Below are 17430 nucleotides of genomic sequence, written 5' to 3'. Positions count from 1 at the left end.
GGTGACCGCCTCAGCCCTTCAGTCCGGAGGTCGCCATGCCGTCGATGAGGTAGCGCTGGAAAGCCATGAAGAAGGCGATGACCGGCACCAGCGCCACCAGGGACATCGCGATCATGCCGCCGTAGTTGGAGACGCCCTCCTGATCGCGGAACATCATCAGGCCCAGCGAAACGGTGTATTTGGAGGGGGTGTTGAGGTAGATCAACGGCCCCATGAAGTCGTTCCACGCGTTGATGAACGTGAAGATGGCGGCGGTGATGACGGCGGGCCGGCACAGCGGCAGCACGATCGACCAGTAGGTCCGCAGATGGCCGCAGCCGTCGAGCTTGGCCGCCTCGTCCAGTTCGCGCGGCAGCCCGCGCATGAACTGCACCATCAGGAAGACGAAGAACGCCTCCGTCGCCAGGAACTTGCCCGCCACGAGCGGCACCAGCGTGTCGACGAGATCGAGCTTGCGGAACAGCACGTACTGCGGGATGAGCAGGACGTGGTACGGCAGCAGCAGGGTGCCGATCATCAGCGTGAACAGCAGGTTCCGCCCGGCGAACCGGATCTTGGCGAAGGCGTAGGCGGTCAGCGAGCTCGACACCACGACACCGACCACGGCGAGGACCGCGTACATAAGGGAGTTGACGAAGAAGCTGCTGATGGAGATGCCGGAGATACCGTCGGCGAGCCCGGAGAAGTTCGACCAGATCGGCTTGGCGGGCAGCAGGTCGAGGCCGGCGATGATGTCCTTGCTCGGCTTGAACGAAGCACCGACCACCCAGATCACGGGATACAGGACCACCCCGAGAAGGACGAGCGCGCCCACGTGCCAGACGAGCGATCCGGTACGCCGCCGCTCGCTCGCGCCGCGCGCAACAGGGCTGGTGACACTGGTCACTTGGCGGCCTCCTCGTAGTGCACCCACTTCTTCTGCGACCAGAACAGGACCGCCGTGACGAGCGCGACCGCGACCACCAGCGTCCAGGCCATCGCGGAGGCGAAGCCCATCTGGGCCTCCTTGAAGCCCTTCTGGTAGAGGTAACAGGTGTAGACGAGTGTGGCGTCGGCGGGTCCGCACCGGGTGTCGGAGACGACGTAGGCGGAGCCGAACACCTGGAACGCGTGGATGGACTCCAGCAGCACGTTGAAGAACAGCACCGGCGAGATCATCGGCAGCGTGATGTTCCAGAACCGCCGCAGCGGACCGGCCCCGTCCACCTCGGCGGCCTCGTACAGCTCCCGCGGAACTTGCTTGAGCCCGGCCAGGAAGATGACCATCGGCGCCCCGAACTGCCAGATGCTCAGCGCCACCAGGGAGTACAGGACATAGTCCGGATTGCCGATCCAGCCGCCGACGTCGACCCCGAAGATCTTCTGCGTACGGTCCACGACGGCGTCGTCGGAGAACAGCGCCCGCCAGACGAAGCCCACGGAGACGCTGGCCCCGATGAGCGAGGGCAGGTAGAACGCGGCCCGGTACAGCCCTTCGCCGCGCCGCTTCTGCGCGAGCAGCAGCGCGACCCCGAGCGCGAGCAGCAGCTTGAGCGGGGTCGCCACGACGACGTACTTCAGCGTGACCTCGACCGACTTCTGCCAGCGCGGGTCCTGGAACATCGTCGTGAAGTTGTCGAGCCCCACCCACTTGGGCGGCGTGAACAGGTTGTAGCTGGTGAACGCGTAGTACAGCGACGCGATCATCGGCCCCGCGGTGAGCAGCAGGAACCCCGCGATCCACGGCGACATGAAGAGAAAGCCGGCGAGGTTCTCGCGGCGCCGCCCGCGCCGCCCGGCGGCGGGAGGGGCGGACCGCTTCCCGGCCGGGCGCACGGGCGCTTCCTTGACGAGCGTCATGGTGGTACGTCCCCTCAGCCCGCGAACGCGGCCTTGGCCTCGCCGAACAGCGCCTTGGCGGCGTCGGCCGGCTTGGACTTGCCCTGGGCCACCTCGCCGCCGATCCGCAGGAACGCCGCCTCGATGACGTCGGCGCCGGACGGGTGCGGGGTGATCTTCCCGAGCACACCGGCGTCGGCGACGTCGGTCTCGTAGGCCGCGACGCCCTTGTTGCTGGCGTCGGTGGGCTTGAACGCCGCGTACTGCTCGGTGGTGGCGAGGATGCCGCGGTCGTAGCCCATGATCTTGCCGACCTCGGGGTCGTGGACCATGAAGTCGATGAACTGGGCCGTTTCCTTGGGGTGCTTCGTGCCCGCGAAGGCGCTGAGCATCAGCGAACCGAGGTACTGGCCGGTGTCCTTGCCGTCCGTGGTGGGGATCGGCGCGAGCCCGTAGTCCGACTCGCCCTCACCCTCGTAGCGGATGGAGAAGTTGTCCCAGGTGAACTCGGACGCGGCCAGGCCCGCCGAGAGACCCGACTTGGGCTTGACCTGCTCGATCTTCTTCGGGTCGGCGACCAGCCCGGACTTCACACGCTTGTAGCCGTCCGCCCACCACTGGGTCAGATCGTCCTCGGTGAAACCGAGGTCCGAGTCGGTGAAGAAGGCCTTGCCGTTCTGGCGCAGGTAGAGGTCGTAGAGGTACATGATGTTGAAGTAGCCGGTGTCACCTGCGATCTTCAGCTTGTCCTGGATCGTCTGGAGCGCGTCGAAGTACTCGTCCCAGGTCCAGCCGAACCTCGCCTCCACGCCCGCCCTCTTGAAGGCCTTGAGGTCGATGACGAGCGCCATGGTGTTGGCGCCGACGGGTACGCCGAGTTGTTTGCCGTCGGCTTGACCGGCCGTCAGAACTCCGTTCCGGAAGTTCTCCAGACTCAGATTCCCGGAGTCCGCCTGCGTCTTGAGGTCCATCAGAACTCCGCGCTTGTCGTACTTGCGCAGAAAGCCGATCGCATTCTGGAAAACGTCCGGCGGATTTCCACCGGAGGCCTGGGTCTGGAACTTCTCCCAGAACGCCTCGTAGTCGGTGAATTCGGGCTTGATTTTGATCTTCGGGTACTTCTTCTCGAAGAGTGCGATCGTCTTCTTGATGGCGATGGTGCGCGGTTCGCCGCCCCACCACGCATAACGGAGCGTCACATTCCCGTCTCCGGAACCGCTTTCACCACCGCAGCCCGTCGTCGCCGCCAGCCCGAGCGCGGCCGCCGAAGCTCCGGCGGCCTTGAGGATCGTACGTCTCTCGACATTCCTGCTGGTTCCCACAGTCGGGCCCCTCCCCGGCATCGTTGCCGCCTGCATGAATCGTTTCAAGTAAGCGCTTGCTGGCACAAGGTACGGAGGGCCCAGGGGTGCGTCAATGATTCGGACAGGAATTTCTCGGGGGCCGGCCGGACGGTGCCGGCGCACTCGGCGGCAGGACGGGGCGGTCGACGCGACGCCGTCGCAGGTGGGAGGCGCGCGGCCGACAGGCCGAACGGGAGACGGCCCCCGCCGCGAGAAAACGTCCGGGAGCAGCTGCTTGAGGGAGTCTCAGCGCCGCCGCCACACGCCCCCGGCCAGACGCGGCACAGCACGAACGAGCCATGCCCTCGACGCACGCACGACGGCGGCCCACCCGCTCTGAAGCAGATGGGCCGCCGTTTCCGGGTGGGCGATACTGGGTTCGAACCAGTGACCTCTTCGGTGTGAACGAAGCGCTCTCCCACTGAGCTAATCGCCCGGACGCAGGAGAAGATTACCCCATGTCAGCGGGTACCTGTGACCGTCGCCGAGCCGCGGCGGCGCCCCCGCGCGGGTCACTGGTCCTTGATGTTCCAGGGCATCTCGAGGCCGAACTTCCACAGGTAGACACCGACCAGGGTGCCGATGATCACGAGGCCGATCGAGGTCAGGATGATGTTGCGCCGCCGCACCCTGGGATCGAGGGCCTTCTGGGCCGCCTCCGTGACCTTGCGCTTGGTCCAGCGCAGCACCAGCTGGGCCCAGACGAACTCGGTCGCCCAGATCGCCATGCCGCCGAAGATCACGACCCAGCCGGGTCCCGGCAGCGGCAGCATCACGATGCCGGCGGCCACGACCGCGAGGCCGATCACGAAGATGCCGACCTGCCAGCTCAGGTGCAGGACGCGGCGTGCCTTGACGAACTCCGGCGCCCTGGAGCCGAGGCCCCGCTCACCGTCCGTGGCGTCCGCCTTCGTCCCGTCCGCGCCGTTCCCGTCCGATGCCACGGCGACCTCGCCCGGCTCGTCACTCCCCGTATTCATACGGCCAAACCCTACCGGACGGAAACCGGTCACCGGAATGGTCGTACCGTGCGAACAGGCTCTCGGCCGGAAGAGTTACGTAAAGGCACGCAAAACACTCAGAGGGGTTTACAACGGCACCGTAGGTGGCATGTCGATTTCGCCGACGTGCGAATCCCCGAGCGCACACTGAGCGAAAGGCCCTGGCGCTTATGAACACCACGGTCAGCTGCGAGCTGCACCTGCGCCTCGTTGTGTCGAGCGAGTCCTCCCTGCCTGTCCCCGCAGGCCTGCGGTACGACACGGCCGACCCCTACGCCGTGCACGCCACCTTCCACACCGGAGCCGAGGAGACCGTCGAGTGGGTGTTCGCCCGCGACCTCCTCGCGGAAGGCCTCCACCGGCCCACCGGCACCGGCGACGTCCGTGTCTGGCCGTCGCGCAGCCACGGTCAGGGCGTCGTGTGCATCGCCCTGAGCTCCCCGGAGGGCGAAGCCCTCCTGGAGGCCCCGGCGCGGGCGCTGGAGTCCTTCCTGAAGCGAACGGACGCCGCCGTGCCCCCCGGCACGGAACACCGGCACTTCGATCTCGATCAAGAGCTCTCCCACATCCTGGCGGAGAGCTAGGCCCGCGGCCGCACGAAGCCGCCCGGCGCCGTCGACTCGGGGAGACGGCTCGGGCTTCGACAACCGCATACCGTGCGCACCGGCGCCGCCACCGCGATCCTTCGCGGTGGCGGCGCCGGTGCGCGTACTGGAGGAACTCCGTCACGAAGGGTGCCGAGCCGGAACCCGTGCCACGACCGGCCGAGCCATTACCATCGGCCAGCAACGGCGGGTGTGTTCCCGACCCCCAGGCCAGGGAGCGAAACGTGCTCATCACCCACGACACCCGGTGCGCCCTCGACACTGTGGTGGACCTGGTGAACACCGCACCGGAGGACGACGCGACCCCGGACGGGCTGCCGGACACCGTGACTCTCGAGGATTTCGTACGAAACCACGAGATCAGCGACGTCGGGATCCTGTCGGAGTTCGACCTCTCCGCGGTGCGCAAGATCCGCGGGCGGTTCGCGGCGGTGTTCGCCGAGGCGGACCCCCGGGCCGCGGCCCGGCAGATCAACGAGCTGGTCGCCGCCGCCGGCACCACCCCGCGTCTGACGGACCACGACGGCTACGACTGGCATGTGCACTACTTCGCACCCGGCGCGTCCGTCGCCGATCACCTCGCCGCCGACTGCGGGATGGCGCTGGCCTTCTTCGTGGTCGCCGGTGAGCAGGAACGGCTGCGTCGCTGCGAGGCCCCGGACTGCCGACGTGCCTTCGTCGACCTCTCCCGCAACCGCTCACGCCGCTACTGCGACAGCCGCACCTGCGGAAACCGGTTGCACGTGGCCGCGTACCGGGCGCGCCGCAAGGAAGCGGCCGGCTGAACCGGCGGTCGGCACGGAGGGTGGTGTCGACGTGGTCCCCGACGGGTGGCGTCGGGGACCACGGGTACGGCTCACAGCAACAGCAGGTCGTGCAGCGCAGCCATGAGCAGCAGACACCCGATCACCGCAAGGAAGATCATCAGCGGTGGCTGGGAAAGGGCGAAGAGGCATCCACGCGGCTCGTCCTCCGGCGGCGCGGCTTCCCTCTGGGTCGTGTCCAGCATCTCGCGGCGATGATGTCCTAGACCGCACCCCCCGCGCGATCAACACGCCCGTAATGACTGGGAGTTCACAGAATTCCGTGATGTCCGTTTCGGGTCGTGATCACTTCCGGACACCGTGGTGATCCACTGTGTCGTTTCAGTCGTCATGCGCCGGTCATATGCCCTGCTGCCGCGCGGTTCATATGCCGTGCTTCTTGAGGATGGCCTCGATGTCGCTGAACTCGTCCCCCGCGCCCGCGCGGGGCGCGCTCGCCGGACGGGACGCCGATCGGGTGCTCGGGCCCAGGGAGGGCGCCGAGGCCTTCGGGGCGACCGCCGCCTCGGGCTGCTGTGCGGCCCGGGCCTCCCTGCGCTCCTTGCGGGTGCCGCCGCGACGGCGCTCCACGGCCCGCGTCCCCATGAACAGCATCCACGAGGCACCGAGCACGACGAAGCCGGCCCAGGCGCTCGGACTGAACGCCGTGTCCGCCACCCACCCCACGACACCGGTCATGACCAGGCCGACGGGCACGAGCGAGTAGGCGGCTATACGGGCGGCGGAGAGGAAGCGCTTGCGGTACGCCGTGACGACCGCGATGCCCAGGCCGGCCGCGGACACGGCGGAACAGACTGTCTCGGCAATCATCCGAACCTCCTGGCAGGCCCCGGTCGGGCAGGGTCGCTTCGTCCCTTCCATCCTGCACCGTCCGACCCCCGCGAGGCCATGCTCCGGCCGGACATCAGGGACATCTCCGGGTCGGCTCATCCGCAGGTGCCGGTCACGGACCGGTCATCCGGTGCCCCATCAGGTATTTCGTCGGCACCCGACCGACGTCCGATTGGGGTGTGCGGGCCCTGACTGGGAGACTGTGGCCATGAGTGACTCCTCCCCCGAACTGCCCGCCGCCCCCGTTCTCGAGGTCTGGTGCGAACTCCAGTGCCCCGACTGCCGTGCCGCCCTGGAGGATCTGCGCGCCCTGCGGGCCCGCTACGGCGACCGGCTTGAGCTGCGGCTGCGGCACTTCCCGCTGGAGAAGCACCAGCACGCCTTCGCCGCCGCACAGGCCGCGGAGGAGGCGCTGGAGCAGGGCCAGGGGTGGCCCTACGTCGAGGCCGTGCTGGAGCGGGTCGCGGAGCTGGACCGTAGGGGAGAACCCTTCCTGGTCGAGGTGGCCGGCGAACTCGGTCTGGACGCCGAGGAGTTCGACACCGCGCTGATCGACGGCCGGCACATCCTGATCGTCGACGCCGACCAGGCCGAGGGCAAGGCGATCGGCGTGACCGGCACACCGACGTACGTCATCGGCGGGGAGCGCCTGGACGGCAGCAAGAGCCAGGAGGGGCTGCGCGAGCGGATCGAGGCGATCGCGGACCGACTGCTGGCTGAGCAGGAGGCCTGAGCGGTTCCGGCACCAGCAGCGGCTCGTGCCTACATCAGCGGCTTGTAGAGGGCGTACCGCGTCGTCTCGTAGCCCAGTGACTCGTAGAGCCGCTCGGCCGGGGCGTTGCCGGCGAACACGTTGAGGCCGAGGGTGCTGCTGCCGGCGGCGCTCGCCTGGGTCTCCGCGAGCAGCATGAGCGTACGGCCGTGTCCGTGGCCTCGCTGCGCCGCGTCGACTTCGACGTCGTAGACGAAGGCCCCCTCGGCCGTCAGTGCCAGCCACAGGGTGCCCACCCGGGCCCCCTCGTGTTCGAGGACGCTGAACAGCATGTTCTCGGTGGCGAGTCCGTGCGGGAGCTGGGTCTCGTGGTCGCGCCGGGCCTTCGCGTACGCCTCGGCCTCGGGGACGCCGCGTTCGATCCACGTGCGCGCGTACTGCTCCGACTCGTGGGCGTACCACGCCTCGAAGTCGGCCTCGGTCATGGGGCGGCCGTTGCTGCCGGTCGGCAGGGTGGGTGGGGCGTCGGGGAGCTGCTTGTGCATGCCGCGGTTGCGCGGGACGTAGCCGACCGCCTTGACGAGCCGCAGGGCCGGTTCCGCGTCGGCGGCCACGCCGATCTCGATCTGCCGGCAGCCCCAGCCGCGCGCCACCTCCTCGGCGGCGAGCGCGGCCACCGTGCCGCGGCCCCGGCGGCGGTCCGGCTCCTCGATGCGCAGGTCGACGATGCGGGCCACCGTGTCGCCGAAGGCGGGTGAGGTGCCGAGGTGGAGCGTGCCGACGGGACGGCTGTTCACGCACACCTGGTAGTGGCGTGAACGGGTCCCGTCGGCGGCGCGCTGGAGCGGCTCGGTCGGCCGCAGAGTCGTGGTCATCAGGGGGAGTTCTACCCGCCACGGACGCCCACGTCAGCTCAATTTGCCGGGCCGCCGAACTGTCACGGATCCTGGTCGTCGCCGGACCGCTCGTCGAAGATCCGCATGGCCTTGGCGGTCACCGGGCCCGGCGCGCCCGGGAGTTCGCGGTCGTCGACGCGGTGCACGGCCTGGACGTCCCGCAGGGTGGAGGTGAGGAAGACCTCGTCGGCCCGCTCCAGGACGTCGAGCGGCAGGTCGGTCTCCTTGGCGCCGGTCCATTCGACCGCCAACGCGCGCGTGACGCCCGCGAGGCACCCTGAGGCGAGCGGCGGCGTGTGGATCTCGCCGTCCAGGACGACGAAGACGTTCGACCCGGTGCCCTCGCAGAGCTGCCCGACCGTGTTGGGGAACAGCGCCTCGGAGGCGCCGTGGCCGTGCGCGCGGGCCAGGGCCACGACGTTCTCGGCGTACGAGGTGGTCTTCAGGCCGGTGAGGGCGCCGCGTTCGTTGCGGGTCCACGGGACCGTGATCACCGCGGTGGAGTCCGCGCGGCGGGTGGTCTCGCCGAGTGCGACGACGAGGGTGGGGCCGCGGTCGCCGCGGTCCGAACCGAGCGGGCCGTGACCGCCCGTGTATGTGATCCGCAGTCGGCCGAGCGGCATCGGGTTCGCGGCCAGCACCGCGGCGCAGGCGCGGCGGACCTCGTCGTGGTCCGGGTCCGGCAGGCCGAGGCCGTGTGCGGAGCCGGTCAGCCGGTCCAGGTGCCGGGTGAGCGCGAACGGCCTGCCGTCCACCGCCTTCAGCGTCTCGAAGATGCCGTCGCCCACGGTCAGTCCGTGGTCGAAGACGGAGACGCGGGCGGACTCGATGTCCTGCAGCCCGCCGTCGAGCCAGATCTTCACGTCAGTCCCTCTCCACTCACCTCGTACGCCCCCGACGCTATCGCGAGCAGCCGGGCCGCCTTCAGCTCGGTCTCCCGCCACTCCCCCTCCGGGTCGGAGCCCCAGGTGATGCCGGCGCCGGTGCCGAAGCGGAGCTCCCCCGGCGCCCGGTCGATCCAGAACGTACGGATCCCGACGGCCAGCTCGCCCGTCCCGCGATCGGCGTCGACCCAGCCGATGCCACCGCAGTACGGGCCGCGCGGCGCCGTCTCCAGAGCGTCGATGATCCGCAGCGCGCTGGACTTGGGCGCGCCGGTGACCGAGCCGGGCGGGAAGGCGGCGGCGAGCAGTTCCGGCCAGCCGGCACCGTCCCGCAACTCGCCATGGACGGTCGACACCAGGTGCACGAGCCCCGGATGCTTCTCCACCGCGCACAGGTCGGGCACGGTCACACTGCCGGTGGCGCACACCCGCCCGAGGTCGTTGCGGACCAGGTCCACGATCATCACGTTCTCGGCGTAGTCCTTGTCCAGGAGGTCCGCCTCGGTGCGCCCGGTCCCCTTGATCGGCCCGGACTCGACGACCCGGCCTGCGCGGCGCAGGAACAGCTCGGGTGACGCGGTCGCGATCTCCACACCGTGGCCCGGCAGCCGGATCGTTCCTGCGTACGGCGCCGGGTTGCCGCGGGCCAGCAGGGCGGTCAGGGCGTCCACGTCGGCGTCGGGGGCGACGGGTGCGGCGAGCACCCGGCAGAGGTTCGCCTGGTAGACCTCACCGGCCGCGATGTGCTCCCGGATCCGGCGCACGCCCGCCGTGTACGCGGCGCGGTCGAGCGACGACGTCCAGTCACCGGCCGCCGGTCCCCGCCACCGCCCCGGCACCGGCGCGGGCACCGGCTCCTCTCGTACGTCGCCGAAGCGCGCGCAGGTCAGGCGGCCCTCGAAGTCCGCGGCGACGGCCCAGAATCCGTTGGAGTCCAGGGCCGCGGGATCGTCGGTGACGTCGAGGAGCCCGGTGGCGACGCGGTCACCGAAGCGTGCGAGGGGCGGAAGGTCGAGCACGCGGTCGAGTCTATGGCGGGTGTCCTGGAGGTGGCCCGGCCGTGTCCCCGAGGATGCCCAGGCCACGCGCGTGAGCAGGCGCAGCGCAGCACGCTGCACAAACGCGTTTTTGTGCTGGCCCCGGAATCCGCTAGAGTTCAACACGTCGCCGGGTCGCGCACGCGAACCGGAAACGACAAGCGGACGTAGCTCAGTTGGTAGAGCGCAACCTTGCCAAGGTTGAGGTCGCCAGTTCGAACCTGGTCGTCCGCTCGTAGGAAACGGGGGATCTTCCCGAACCCCCGCGCTCCTGGTGGAGTGGCCGAGAGGCGAGGCAACGGCCTGCAAAGCCGTCTACACGGGTTCAAATCCCGTCTCCACCTCCAAGGACGATTAGCTCAGCGGGAGAGCGCTTCCCTGACACGGAAGAGGTCACTGGTTCAATCCCAGTATCGTCCACTGGAGCCGTGAGGCTTCGACCCCGCGCGATTAGCTCAGCGGGAGAGCGCTTCCCTGACACGGAAGAGGTCACTGGTTCAATCCCAGTATCGCGCACGTAGTACACACGCAGTACAGGTGGTTCCCGAGGACGATTAGCTCAGCGGGAGAGCGCTTCCCTGACACGGAAGAGGTCACTGGTTCAATCCCAGTATCGTCCACACATCGAAGCCCCCAACCGTCTTGAACGGTTGGGGGCTTCTTCGTGGTTCCGGACCGTGCTGCCGGACCGTGGTTCCGGTCAGCTGGAGAACAGCATGCGGCCGAAGCTCTTTTGCCGGTGGTGACCGCCGTGTCCGCCGTAGTGGGCTCCGCCGTGACCGCCGCCGTGCGGGGCACCCCAGACGGGTGCGGCCGGGGCCGGGTAGCCCTGCGGGCCCGGGGGCGGCGGGGCGGGCTGCTGCCACTGGGACTCCACGCGGGTCAGCGCTTCGAGCTCGCCGTAGTCGAGAAAAATCCCGCGGCAGTTGCTGCACTGCTCGATCTGAACGCCGTTGCGGTTGTACGTCTGCATCGACGCATGACACTTCGGACACTGCATGGTCGGCTCAACTCCTCGCCCGTCGGACCTGTTTCGCGTTTCGCCAGGACAGACTCTGTCCGGCGGCAGTCGGTTGCACCCTACTTCGGGAAACCGGGGCTCAACTCCGCTGGGGCCGAACTCATTCGGGCACATGCGTCGATCAGGGACATCTCGATCTCGTCCAGGGCACGGCGCTCGGTGGTCGCCTTGACGATCGCGCGGGCCGCCGTCTGCACGGTGAGGGCGCGGGCCGGGACGTCCAGAGCGGGCCAGGGGTCGCCGTCGGGCGGGACGGCCGGACCGCCGGCGGTGCGGTACGCGGTGAGGAAGCGGGTCCATTCGTCGGGCGGGAGGAGGCCGCAGGCGTACCAGGCCGCCGGGCGGGCGAGGTCCCAGGTGGGGACGCCGGTGCCGAGGTCGTCGACGTCGATGAGGAGCCACGGGCCGTCGGGGGTGGGGTGACGGACGAGTTGGCCGAGGTGGAGGTCGCCGTGGCAGAGGGTGGTGCGGTCCGGCATGGGGGTCTCGGCTCGGGCCCAGGCGGGGAGGGTGGACCAGGCGTGGAGGACGGCGGGTACGGCGGGGTTCTGGGCTGCGGCGGTCGGGTCGGCCTGGAGGCGGGCGACGGCGCGGGCCGCTTTGGTGGGGCCTTGCATGGGGGGAAGGGGGGTGGCGTTGCTCGTGGGGGGTGTGGTGGGGGTGCGGTGGAGGTGGGCGAGGAGGGTTGCGGCGGCTTCCCACGGGGCCGCGTCGGGGTCTTGCGGGTCTACGGGGGTGCCGTACGGCCAGAAGGTCACCAGGCGGCCGTGCAGGTCGACGGGGGTCGGGGTGAGCGGGGGGAGGAAGATGCCGGGGAGGTGGGCGGCTGTGGTGAGGCGGGTGGTGAGGTCGGGGAGGGGGGTGGTGGGGGCGTGGGCCTTCGCGACGGTGTCTCCGTGGCGGACGACTGTGGCGTCGGGGCGGTCGGCGAGGGTTTCGGTGTGTTCCGGGGTGTCGCGGAGGCAGGGGCAGGTGGGGGTGCGTGTGTGTGCCGTGGCCCTGGCTCGGGTGGTGAGTTCGGTGAGCAGGGGGGTGGCGGTCACGGGGCTCCCTGGGGGTGGGTGGGTCTGGTGCATGAGCGTACGGTTTTCGCCCCCGCCGCCCCTACCCGTCCCATCCCCAGGGGCGCTGCCCCTTCGACCCCACCGGGGCTACGCCCCGGACCCCGACCAGCCCTGAACGGACCTTGTCCTCAAACGCCGGACGGCCTGAAAAACAAAGACCTTGCCCTCGCACGCTGGACGGGCCAGATGGTCTCGAACGCCGGCGAGGCTCAAAAGCAAAGAGGACGACCGGCGTTGAGACGTGTGTGCGGTGGTGCCGGTCCCCACCGGCACCACCGCCAAAAAAAGCAATGCCGGCGCAGCTCCCCAGCTGCGCCGGCATTTTGCCGTCCGCCGCACCCCCGTCCCCACGGGGTTTCATGGGTGGATGTCCCCGCCCGGACCGCTCTTCCGGGCCTGGGGTCGCCGCTCAGCGCCCCAGCATCACTCCCACGGACGACGCCTGTGTCGCTACCGTCTCCCAGCCGTCGAAGACGAGGAGCAGCAGCGCAGCCAGAGGGAGGGCCATGAGTGTCGCCACCAAGGGGTGGCGGCGGCCCTGACGGCGGGGGCGGAAAGCGGTGTGCGCCTTGCGCTCCTGCGTGCGGATCAGTGCCCGCGGTGCCGTGTAGGCCATGGTCCCTCTCCTGACCGAACTCAGTTGTCGTTGGCAGCGGCGGGTGTCTGACCTCGGGGGACGAGTGCTGCACCCGCCGCTTGACCTCAAATCTAGGCGTCCGGCGTCTGTCGCACGTCATGCCCTCGTACCGATTCCCGGGCCTCCCGGAGGATGAGCCATGACCTGGGAACTACTCCCCTGGGTGGAGACGAGGTCCTAGGTCTCAGGGTCTTCCCGGAGGGGCTGTCCGGTGTGCCCTGCCTTCTCCGAGCTGTCCTCCCTGGGCACCGGCTGTTCGACCAGGGCCAGTACCCGGGTCGCCATGAAACGGGCCGTGCGGACCACGGAACCGCTGCGGGTGACTTCGCTCACTTCCACGACACCTCGGCGCACCGCCGTCTCCACCCGACGGCCCGCTCTGCTCGCTACCACCTCGTACGTCCTTGTCGTGTCCCCGGCGTCCACGACTATCTCCACGCGATCACCCTTCACGCGCTCAATCCCCCTTCTGTGGCGGGTGGTTGGGATCACAGGGCGGTCGAAGTCCCGCTGTTCACGCGGTCCCTGACCACTCTTCAAGTCTCCCACCCGGCACTGACAATCCATCTGGACGAGAGGGCGCGGCCTCTGCGCGCGGGCGGCCGTAGAAACGTAAGCTGTCGCTCGTCACACGGACCGGGCAGCGGGGATGAACATGGCGATGATGCGCCTGAGGCGCGAGGACCCGCGTGTCGTCGGCTCGTTCAGGCTTCACCGACGGCTCGGCGCGGGTGGGATGGGCGTTGTCTATCTGGGCTCCGACAAGAAGGGGCAGCGGGTCGCGCTGAAGGTGATCCGTCCCGACCTGGCGGAGGATCAGGAGTTCCGGTCGCGGTTCGCCCGTGAGGTCTCGGCGGCTCGGCGGATCAGGGGTGGGTGTACGGCCCGGCTGGTCGCCGCGGATCTCGACGCGGACCGGCCGTGGTTCGCCACGCAGTACGTGCCCGGGCCCTCGCTGCACGACAAGGTCGCCGACGAAGGGTCGCTCGGTGCGGCCGAGGTGGCTGCGGTAGGGGCCGCGTTGTCGGAAGGGCTCGTCGCCGTACATGAGGCCGGGGTCGTGCACCGGGACCTCAAGCCGTCCAACATCCTGCTGTCCCCCAAGGGGCCGCGGATCATCGACTTCGGCATCGCCTGGGCGACCGGGGCCTCGACGCTCACCCACGTCGGTACGGCCGTCGGCTCGCCCGGCTTCCTCGCGCCCGAGCAGGTGCGCGGGGCCGCCGTCACGCCGGCCACCGACGTCTTCTCGCTCGGTGCGACCCTCGCGTACGCCTCGATGGGTGACTCGCCCTTCGGGCACGGCAGTTCCGAGGTGATGCTGTACCGCGTGGTGCACGAGGAGGCCCAGCTGCACGGTGTTCCGGACGCGCTGGCTCCGCTGGTGCGGGCCTGTCTGGCGAAGGACCCCGAGGAGCGGCCCAGCACCCTCCAGTTGTCGCTCCGTCTCAAGGAGATCGCCGCCCGCGAGACCCAGGGGCTCGGCGACGTACGTTCGCCCGCGCCGCGCGCCGGCGAGGCGGACCGGCCCACCGGGCGGCTCTCGGACACGTATCCGGACCAGCAGCGTGCGGTCCAACGGCGACCCCCGCAGGGGACGAAGGGGTCACAGGGGTCTCAGGGGGGACAGGGTGCACATGGAGCGCAGGGGAATCCGGCGGGTTCGCAGGGTTCGCCAGGGCCTCGGGGCAACGCTCCTTCTCGGGGCAGCAGTGCATCCCGTGGGGGCGGTCCGTCGTCATCGCGCGCGGGGGGCCGGAACACGTCCTCCGCGCGGAACACGTCGCGTTCCGGCAGCGGCAGCGGGAGTCGGCCCGCGCCGCGCAGCGGTACCGGTCGGCCTGGGCCCAGGACCACGGGGACGGGGCGGCGGCCGGCCAATCCACGGCTGTTGCGGCAGCGGCTGTTCGTGTTCGTCGTGGTGACGCTGCTCGTGGCGCTCGGTATCGCCGCCGCGCAGGGGTGTCAGGGGCCGTCGCGAGGGCTCGGCGGGGACCACCGTGATGTCGTACGGCAGGAGCAGCAGCAGGCGGGCGTGACGGCTGCCGGCCGGTCTGCGTTCCAGTAGGGCGTCAGACGTCAGAGGTTCGGCAGGATCCGTTCGAAGAACTCTCGGTCGCCCTCGAAGACCGGGGTGAGCTCCAGGTACTCCTCCGGTGTGACCCAGCGGGCCTCGGTGACCTCGTCGCCGTCGGGGACGGGGTCGCCGGTGGAGTCCTCGGTGGTCCACCAGTGGAGGCGGAAGTGGCCGTCGTCGGTGAGTGACTCCCAGACCTTGGCGCCCGGGGAGACGGTCAGGCCGATCTCCTCGTGGACCTCGCGGACCAGGGCCTGTCGCTGGGTCTCCCCCGGTTCGAGCTTGCCGCTGAGAGGTTGCCAGTAGCCGGGGCGGGCCACATCTGGCCCGCGCCGGACGACCAGGACACGGCCGTCGCGGCGCAGTACCGCGACGATCGCCTCGCGCCGGGCCACGGGCTACGACCCGGGGCGGCCGGTGGCCACCGCGTAGAAGGCGACCGCTGCCGCCGCGCCGACGTTCAGGGAGTCGACGCCGTGGGACATCGGGATGCGGACCCACTCGTCGGCGGCCACCAGGGCCTGCGTGGAGAGGCCGTCGCCCTCGGCGCCGAGCATCAGCGCGACGCGGTCCATGCGGTGCGGGGCGGCCTCGTCGAGGGATCTGGCCTTCTCGTCCGGAGTGAGGGCGAGGAGGGTGAAGCCGGCCTCGCGGACGGACTCCAGCCCCTTGGGCCAGGTGTCGAGGCGGGCGTAGGGGACGGAGAAGACCGCGCCCATGGAGACCTTGACGCTCCGGCGGTACAGCGGGTCGGCGCAGTCCGGGGACAAGAGGACCGCGTCCATGCCCAGGGCTGCGGCCGAGCGGAAGATCGCGCCGATGTTGGTGTGGTCGTTGACCGACTCCATGACCACCACGCGGCGGGTGGTCTGGAGGAGGTCGGCCGCCGTCGGCAGCGGCTTGCGCTGCATGGAGGCGAGCGCGCCGCGGTGCACGTGGTAGCCGGTGACCTGTTCGGCGAGTTCCGGGCTGACCGCGTAGACGGGGGCGGGGAGTTCGTCGATGACGTCCCGCATGACATCGACCCACTTCGCGGACAGCAGCATCGAGCGCATCTCGTAACCAGTGTCCTTGGCCCGTCTGATGACCTTCTCGCCCTCGGCGATGAACAGGCCCTCGGCCGGTTCGCGCTTGCGGCGCAGCTCTACGTCGGTCAGGCCCGTGTAATCACGCAGGCGCGGGTCGTCGGGATCCTCAACGGTGATGAGATCGGCCACAGGGTGATACTGCCTTGTCCTGGGTGTGGTGCCAACGGCTGGAACGGGGTTGGGTTACCCGTGGTTACGCGTGCCTCTTGGGGCCCACGTCCACGACCTCGCCGATGACGATGACCGACGGGGCCTTCACCTCCTGCGTACGGACGGTCTCGGCGACCGTCGCGAGGGTCGCGTCGACGCGGCGCTGACCGGCCGTGGTGCCCTCCTGGACCACGGCGACCGGGGTGTCCGGGGACTTGCCGTGCGCGATCAGCGTCTCGGCGACCTTCCCGATCGTGCCGACGCCCATGAGGATCACCAGCGTGCCGGTCAGTCGGGCGAGGGCGGGCCAGTCGACCAGGGAGCGTTCGTCGTCGGGGGCGATGTGCCCGCTGACCACCGTGAACTCGTGCGCGACGCCCCGGTGGGTGACCGGGATACCGGCCGCGCCCGGGACCGAGATCGAGCTGGAGATGCCGGGGACGACCGTGCACGGGACGCCCGCCTCTGCGAGCGCCTGGACCTCCTCCATCCCGCGGCCGTAGACGAACGGGTCACCGCCCTTGAGTCGTACGACCGATTTGCCCTGCTTGGCGTGTTCGATCAGGGCGTTGTTGATGGCCTCCTGGGCCATGAAGCGGCCGTAGGGCAGCTTCGCCGCGTCGATCACCTCGACGTTCGGGGAGAGCTCGGCGAGGAGGTCGCGGGGGCCGAGGTGGTCGGTGATGACGACGTCCGCCTCGGCGAGCAGGCGGCGGCCTCGGACGGTGATCAGGTCCGGGTCGCCGGGGCCGCCGCCGACCAGGGCGACGCCGGGGGTGCGGGTGCGGTGGTGGGGGGCGACGAGGGTGCCGTCGCGCAGGCCCGCGACAACCGCGTCCCTGATGGCGGCGGTGTGGCGGGGGTCCCGGCCGCGCGCGTCGGTGGTGAGGACGGCCACCGTCACGCCCTCGCTGTGGCCGGTGGCCGGGGTCCAGGCAGTGGCCTGGTCGGCGTCGTCCGAGCGGACGCAGAAGACTTGGTTGCGCTCGGCTTCGGTGGAGGCGGCGGTGTTGGCCTCGGGGTCACTGGTGGCGATGAGGGCGTACCAGGCGTTCGCGAGGTCGCCTTCCGCGTACGGGCGCTTCTCCCAGGTGATCTCGCCCGCGTCCGCCATTGCCTCGACCGAGGGGGTCGCCTCGGGGGAGACGAGGAGGATGTCCGCGCCTGCCGCGATCAGGGCCGGGAGGCGGCGTTGGGCTACCTGGCCTGCGCCGAGGACGACGACCCTGCGGCCGGTGAGGCGGAGGCCTACGGGGTAGGCGGGGTGTTCGGCCATGGGGGTGCGGCTCCCTGGTGTGGCGGTGGTGCGATGCCCTGACGTGCAGATTTTAGAGGGGGCGGACGTTTTGGGGCGGCTCGGGTGTCCGGTGACTGAGGTTCGTCGCCCCATCGCCGTGCGGAACGCCTGCCCACAACCGTGGCGGCGTCACAAAGGGGCCCGG

20 protein-coding genes and 6 tRNA genes are annotated in these 17430 nt (G+C 70.0%); 9 read left to right on the top strand and 17 right to left on the bottom strand.

The genetic code is table 11. The features are described from left to right. Positions 1 to 10: 10 nt before the first annotated feature. The 5 genes from M2283_RS21855 to M2283_RS21835 all read right to left on the bottom strand — a co-directional run bounded on the left by M2283_RS21855 (position 11) and on the right by M2283_RS21835 (position 4141). The gene (locus tag M2283_RS21855) at positions 11 to 886 is read right to left on the bottom strand and encodes a carbohydrate ABC transporter permease (RefSeq protein ID WP_280877999.1); all 876 of its coding nucleotides are present in this window, start codon (positions 884 to 886) and stop codon (positions 11 to 13) included. Beyond that, positions 883 to 1839 carry a carbohydrate ABC transporter permease gene (locus tag M2283_RS21850; RefSeq protein WP_280877998.1) on the bottom strand — a complete coding sequence of 319 codons (957 nt, stop codon included), beginning with the start codon at positions 1837 to 1839 and terminating at the stop codon, positions 883 to 885. Before M2283_RS21850 ends, M2283_RS21855 begins: the two co-directional genes overlap by 4 nt. Positions 1840 to 1853: 14 nt before the next feature. After that, positions 1854 to 3140, bottom strand: coding sequence for an ABC transporter substrate-binding protein (locus M2283_RS21845; protein ID WP_280877997.1), 1287 nt, complete (start codon positions 3138 to 3140; stop codon positions 1854 to 1856). A gap of 385 nt (positions 3141 to 3525) precedes the next feature. Continuing rightward, positions 3526 to 3597, bottom strand: a tRNA-Val gene (locus M2283_RS21840). Between the two features lie 76 nt (positions 3598 to 3673). Further along, positions 3674 to 4141, bottom strand: coding sequence for a TIGR02611 family protein (locus M2283_RS21835; RefSeq protein WP_280877996.1), 468 nt, complete (start codon positions 4139 to 4141; stop codon positions 3674 to 3676). A 191-nt stretch (positions 4142 to 4332) separates the two neighbouring features. Here M2283_RS21835 and M2283_RS21830 point away from each other — a divergent pair, with 191 nt between their 5' ends. Both M2283_RS21830 and M2283_RS21825 read left to right on the top strand, forming a co-directional pair. Further along, on the top strand, positions 4333 to 4746 hold the full coding sequence (locus M2283_RS21830; protein WP_004002642.1) for an SsgA family sporulation/cell division regulator: 414 nt from the start codon (positions 4333 to 4335) through the stop codon (positions 4744 to 4746). Positions 4747 to 4991: 245 nt separating this feature from the next. Continuing rightward, positions 4992 to 5552: a CGNR zinc finger domain-containing protein gene (locus tag M2283_RS21825; protein WP_280877995.1), complete on the top strand. Its 561-nt coding sequence runs from the start codon at positions 4992 to 4994 to the stop codon at positions 5550 to 5552. 71 nt (positions 5553 to 5623) lie between these two features. Here M2283_RS21825 and M2283_RS21820 read toward each other — a convergent pair whose 3' ends face one another. Both M2283_RS21820 and M2283_RS21815 read right to left on the bottom strand, forming a co-directional pair. Next, positions 5624 to 5776, bottom strand: a complete 153-nt coding sequence (locus M2283_RS21820) for a hypothetical protein (protein ID WP_280877994.1) — start codon at positions 5774 to 5776, stop codon at positions 5624 to 5626. 178 nt (positions 5777 to 5954) lie between these two features. After that, positions 5955 to 6401, bottom strand: coding sequence for a hypothetical protein (locus M2283_RS21815; RefSeq protein ID WP_280877993.1), 447 nt, complete (start codon positions 6399 to 6401; stop codon positions 5955 to 5957). A gap of 229 nt (positions 6402 to 6630) precedes the next feature. Here M2283_RS21815 and M2283_RS21810 point away from each other — a divergent pair, with 229 nt between their 5' ends. Next, positions 6631 to 7155, top strand: a complete 525-nt coding sequence (locus M2283_RS21810) for a DsbA family protein (RefSeq protein ID WP_280877992.1) — start codon at positions 6631 to 6633, stop codon at positions 7153 to 7155. Between the two features lie 29 nt (positions 7156 to 7184). On the opposite strand, the gene M2283_RS21805 is transcribed toward M2283_RS21810, so the two are convergent. The 3 genes from M2283_RS21805 to M2283_RS21795 all read right to left on the bottom strand — a co-directional run bounded on the left by M2283_RS21805 (position 7185) and on the right by M2283_RS21795 (position 9933). After that, the gene (locus M2283_RS21805) at positions 7185 to 8009 is read right to left on the bottom strand and encodes a GNAT family N-acetyltransferase (protein ID WP_280877991.1); all 825 of its coding nucleotides are present in this window, start codon (positions 8007 to 8009) and stop codon (positions 7185 to 7187) included. Positions 8010 to 8071: 62 nt separating this feature from the next. Further along, entirely contained in the window at positions 8072 to 8893 is an 822-nt protein-coding gene (locus tag M2283_RS21800) for an aminotransferase class IV (protein WP_280877990.1), read from the bottom strand. After that, entirely contained in the window at positions 8890 to 9933 is a 1044-nt protein-coding gene (locus M2283_RS21795) for a chorismate-binding protein (protein WP_280877989.1), read from the bottom strand. Before M2283_RS21795 ends, M2283_RS21800 begins: the two co-directional genes overlap by 4 nt. Before the next feature lie 179 nt (positions 9934 to 10112). Between M2283_RS21795 and M2283_RS21790 the strand changes: the two genes are divergently transcribed. The 5 genes from M2283_RS21790 (at position 10113) to M2283_RS21770 (ending at position 10571) form a co-directional block, all read left to right on the top strand. Then, a tRNA-Gly gene (locus tag M2283_RS21790) sits at positions 10113 to 10185 on the top strand. A gap of 39 nt (positions 10186 to 10224) precedes the next feature. After that, a tRNA-Cys gene (locus tag M2283_RS21785) sits at positions 10225 to 10298 on the top strand. Between the two features lies 1 nt (position 10299). Next, positions 10300 to 10371: transfer RNA gene (locus M2283_RS21780), tRNA-Val, on the top strand. Positions 10372 to 10395: 24 nt separating this feature from the next. After that, positions 10396 to 10467 (top strand) — tRNA-Val (locus M2283_RS21775). A gap of 32 nt (positions 10468 to 10499) precedes the next feature. Beyond that, positions 10500 to 10571, top strand: a tRNA-Val gene (locus M2283_RS21770). Between the two features lie 80 nt (positions 10572 to 10651). Here M2283_RS21770 and M2283_RS21765 read toward each other — a convergent pair. The 4 genes from M2283_RS21765 to M2283_RS21750 all read right to left on the bottom strand — a co-directional run bounded on the left by M2283_RS21765 (position 10652) and on the right by M2283_RS21750 (position 13126). After that, positions 10652 to 10951: a zf-TFIIB domain-containing protein gene (locus tag M2283_RS21765; RefSeq protein WP_280877988.1), complete on the bottom strand. Its 300-nt coding sequence runs from the start codon at positions 10949 to 10951 to the stop codon at positions 10652 to 10654. A gap of 80 nt (positions 10952 to 11031) precedes the next feature. Next, on the bottom strand, positions 11032 to 12015 hold the full coding sequence (locus tag M2283_RS21760; protein WP_280877987.1) for a phosphotransferase family protein: 984 nt from the start codon (positions 12013 to 12015) through the stop codon (positions 11032 to 11034). Between the two features lie 430 nt (positions 12016 to 12445). After that, positions 12446 to 12652: a hypothetical protein gene (locus M2283_RS21755; protein WP_280877986.1), complete on the bottom strand. Its 207-nt coding sequence runs from the start codon at positions 12650 to 12652 to the stop codon at positions 12446 to 12448. A 198-nt stretch (positions 12653 to 12850) separates the two neighbouring features. Further along, entirely contained in the window at positions 12851 to 13126 is a 276-nt protein-coding gene (locus M2283_RS21750) for a hypothetical protein (protein WP_124002793.1), read from the bottom strand. 196 nt (positions 13127 to 13322) lie between these two features. Between M2283_RS21750 and M2283_RS21745 the strand changes: the two genes are divergently transcribed. After that, the gene (locus tag M2283_RS21745; protein WP_280877985.1) at positions 13323 to 14741 is read left to right on the top strand and encodes a serine/threonine-protein kinase; all 1419 of its coding nucleotides are present in this window, start codon (positions 13323 to 13325) and stop codon (positions 14739 to 14741) included. 11 nt (positions 14742 to 14752) lie between these two features. Here the strand turns inward: M2283_RS21745 and M2283_RS21740 are convergent, their stop codons facing one another. The 3 genes from M2283_RS21740 to cobA all read right to left on the bottom strand — a co-directional run bounded on the left by M2283_RS21740 (position 14753) and on the right by cobA (position 17264). Next, positions 14753 to 15145, bottom strand: a complete 393-nt coding sequence (locus M2283_RS21740; RefSeq protein ID WP_280877984.1) for an NUDIX domain-containing protein — start codon at positions 15143 to 15145, stop codon at positions 14753 to 14755. 3 nt (positions 15146 to 15148) lie between these two features. Next, complete coding sequence (locus tag M2283_RS21735) at positions 15149 to 15967, bottom strand: TrmH family RNA methyltransferase (RefSeq protein ID WP_280877983.1); 819 nt, start codon at positions 15965 to 15967, stop codon at positions 15149 to 15151. Positions 15968 to 16031: 64 nt separating this feature from the next. Next, positions 16032 to 17264, bottom strand: coding sequence for a uroporphyrinogen-III C-methyltransferase (gene cobA / locus M2283_RS21730; protein WP_280877982.1), 1233 nt, complete (start codon positions 17262 to 17264; stop codon positions 16032 to 16034). Positions 17265 to 17430: the final 166 nt, after the last annotated feature.

This window comes from Streptomyces pseudovenezuelae, from assembly GCF_029892565.1.
GTDB lineage: Bacteria > Actinomycetota > Actinomycetes > Streptomycetales > Streptomycetaceae > Streptomyces > Streptomyces pseudovenezuelae_A.
This window is presented reverse-complemented; position numbering and strand designations above follow the sequence as displayed.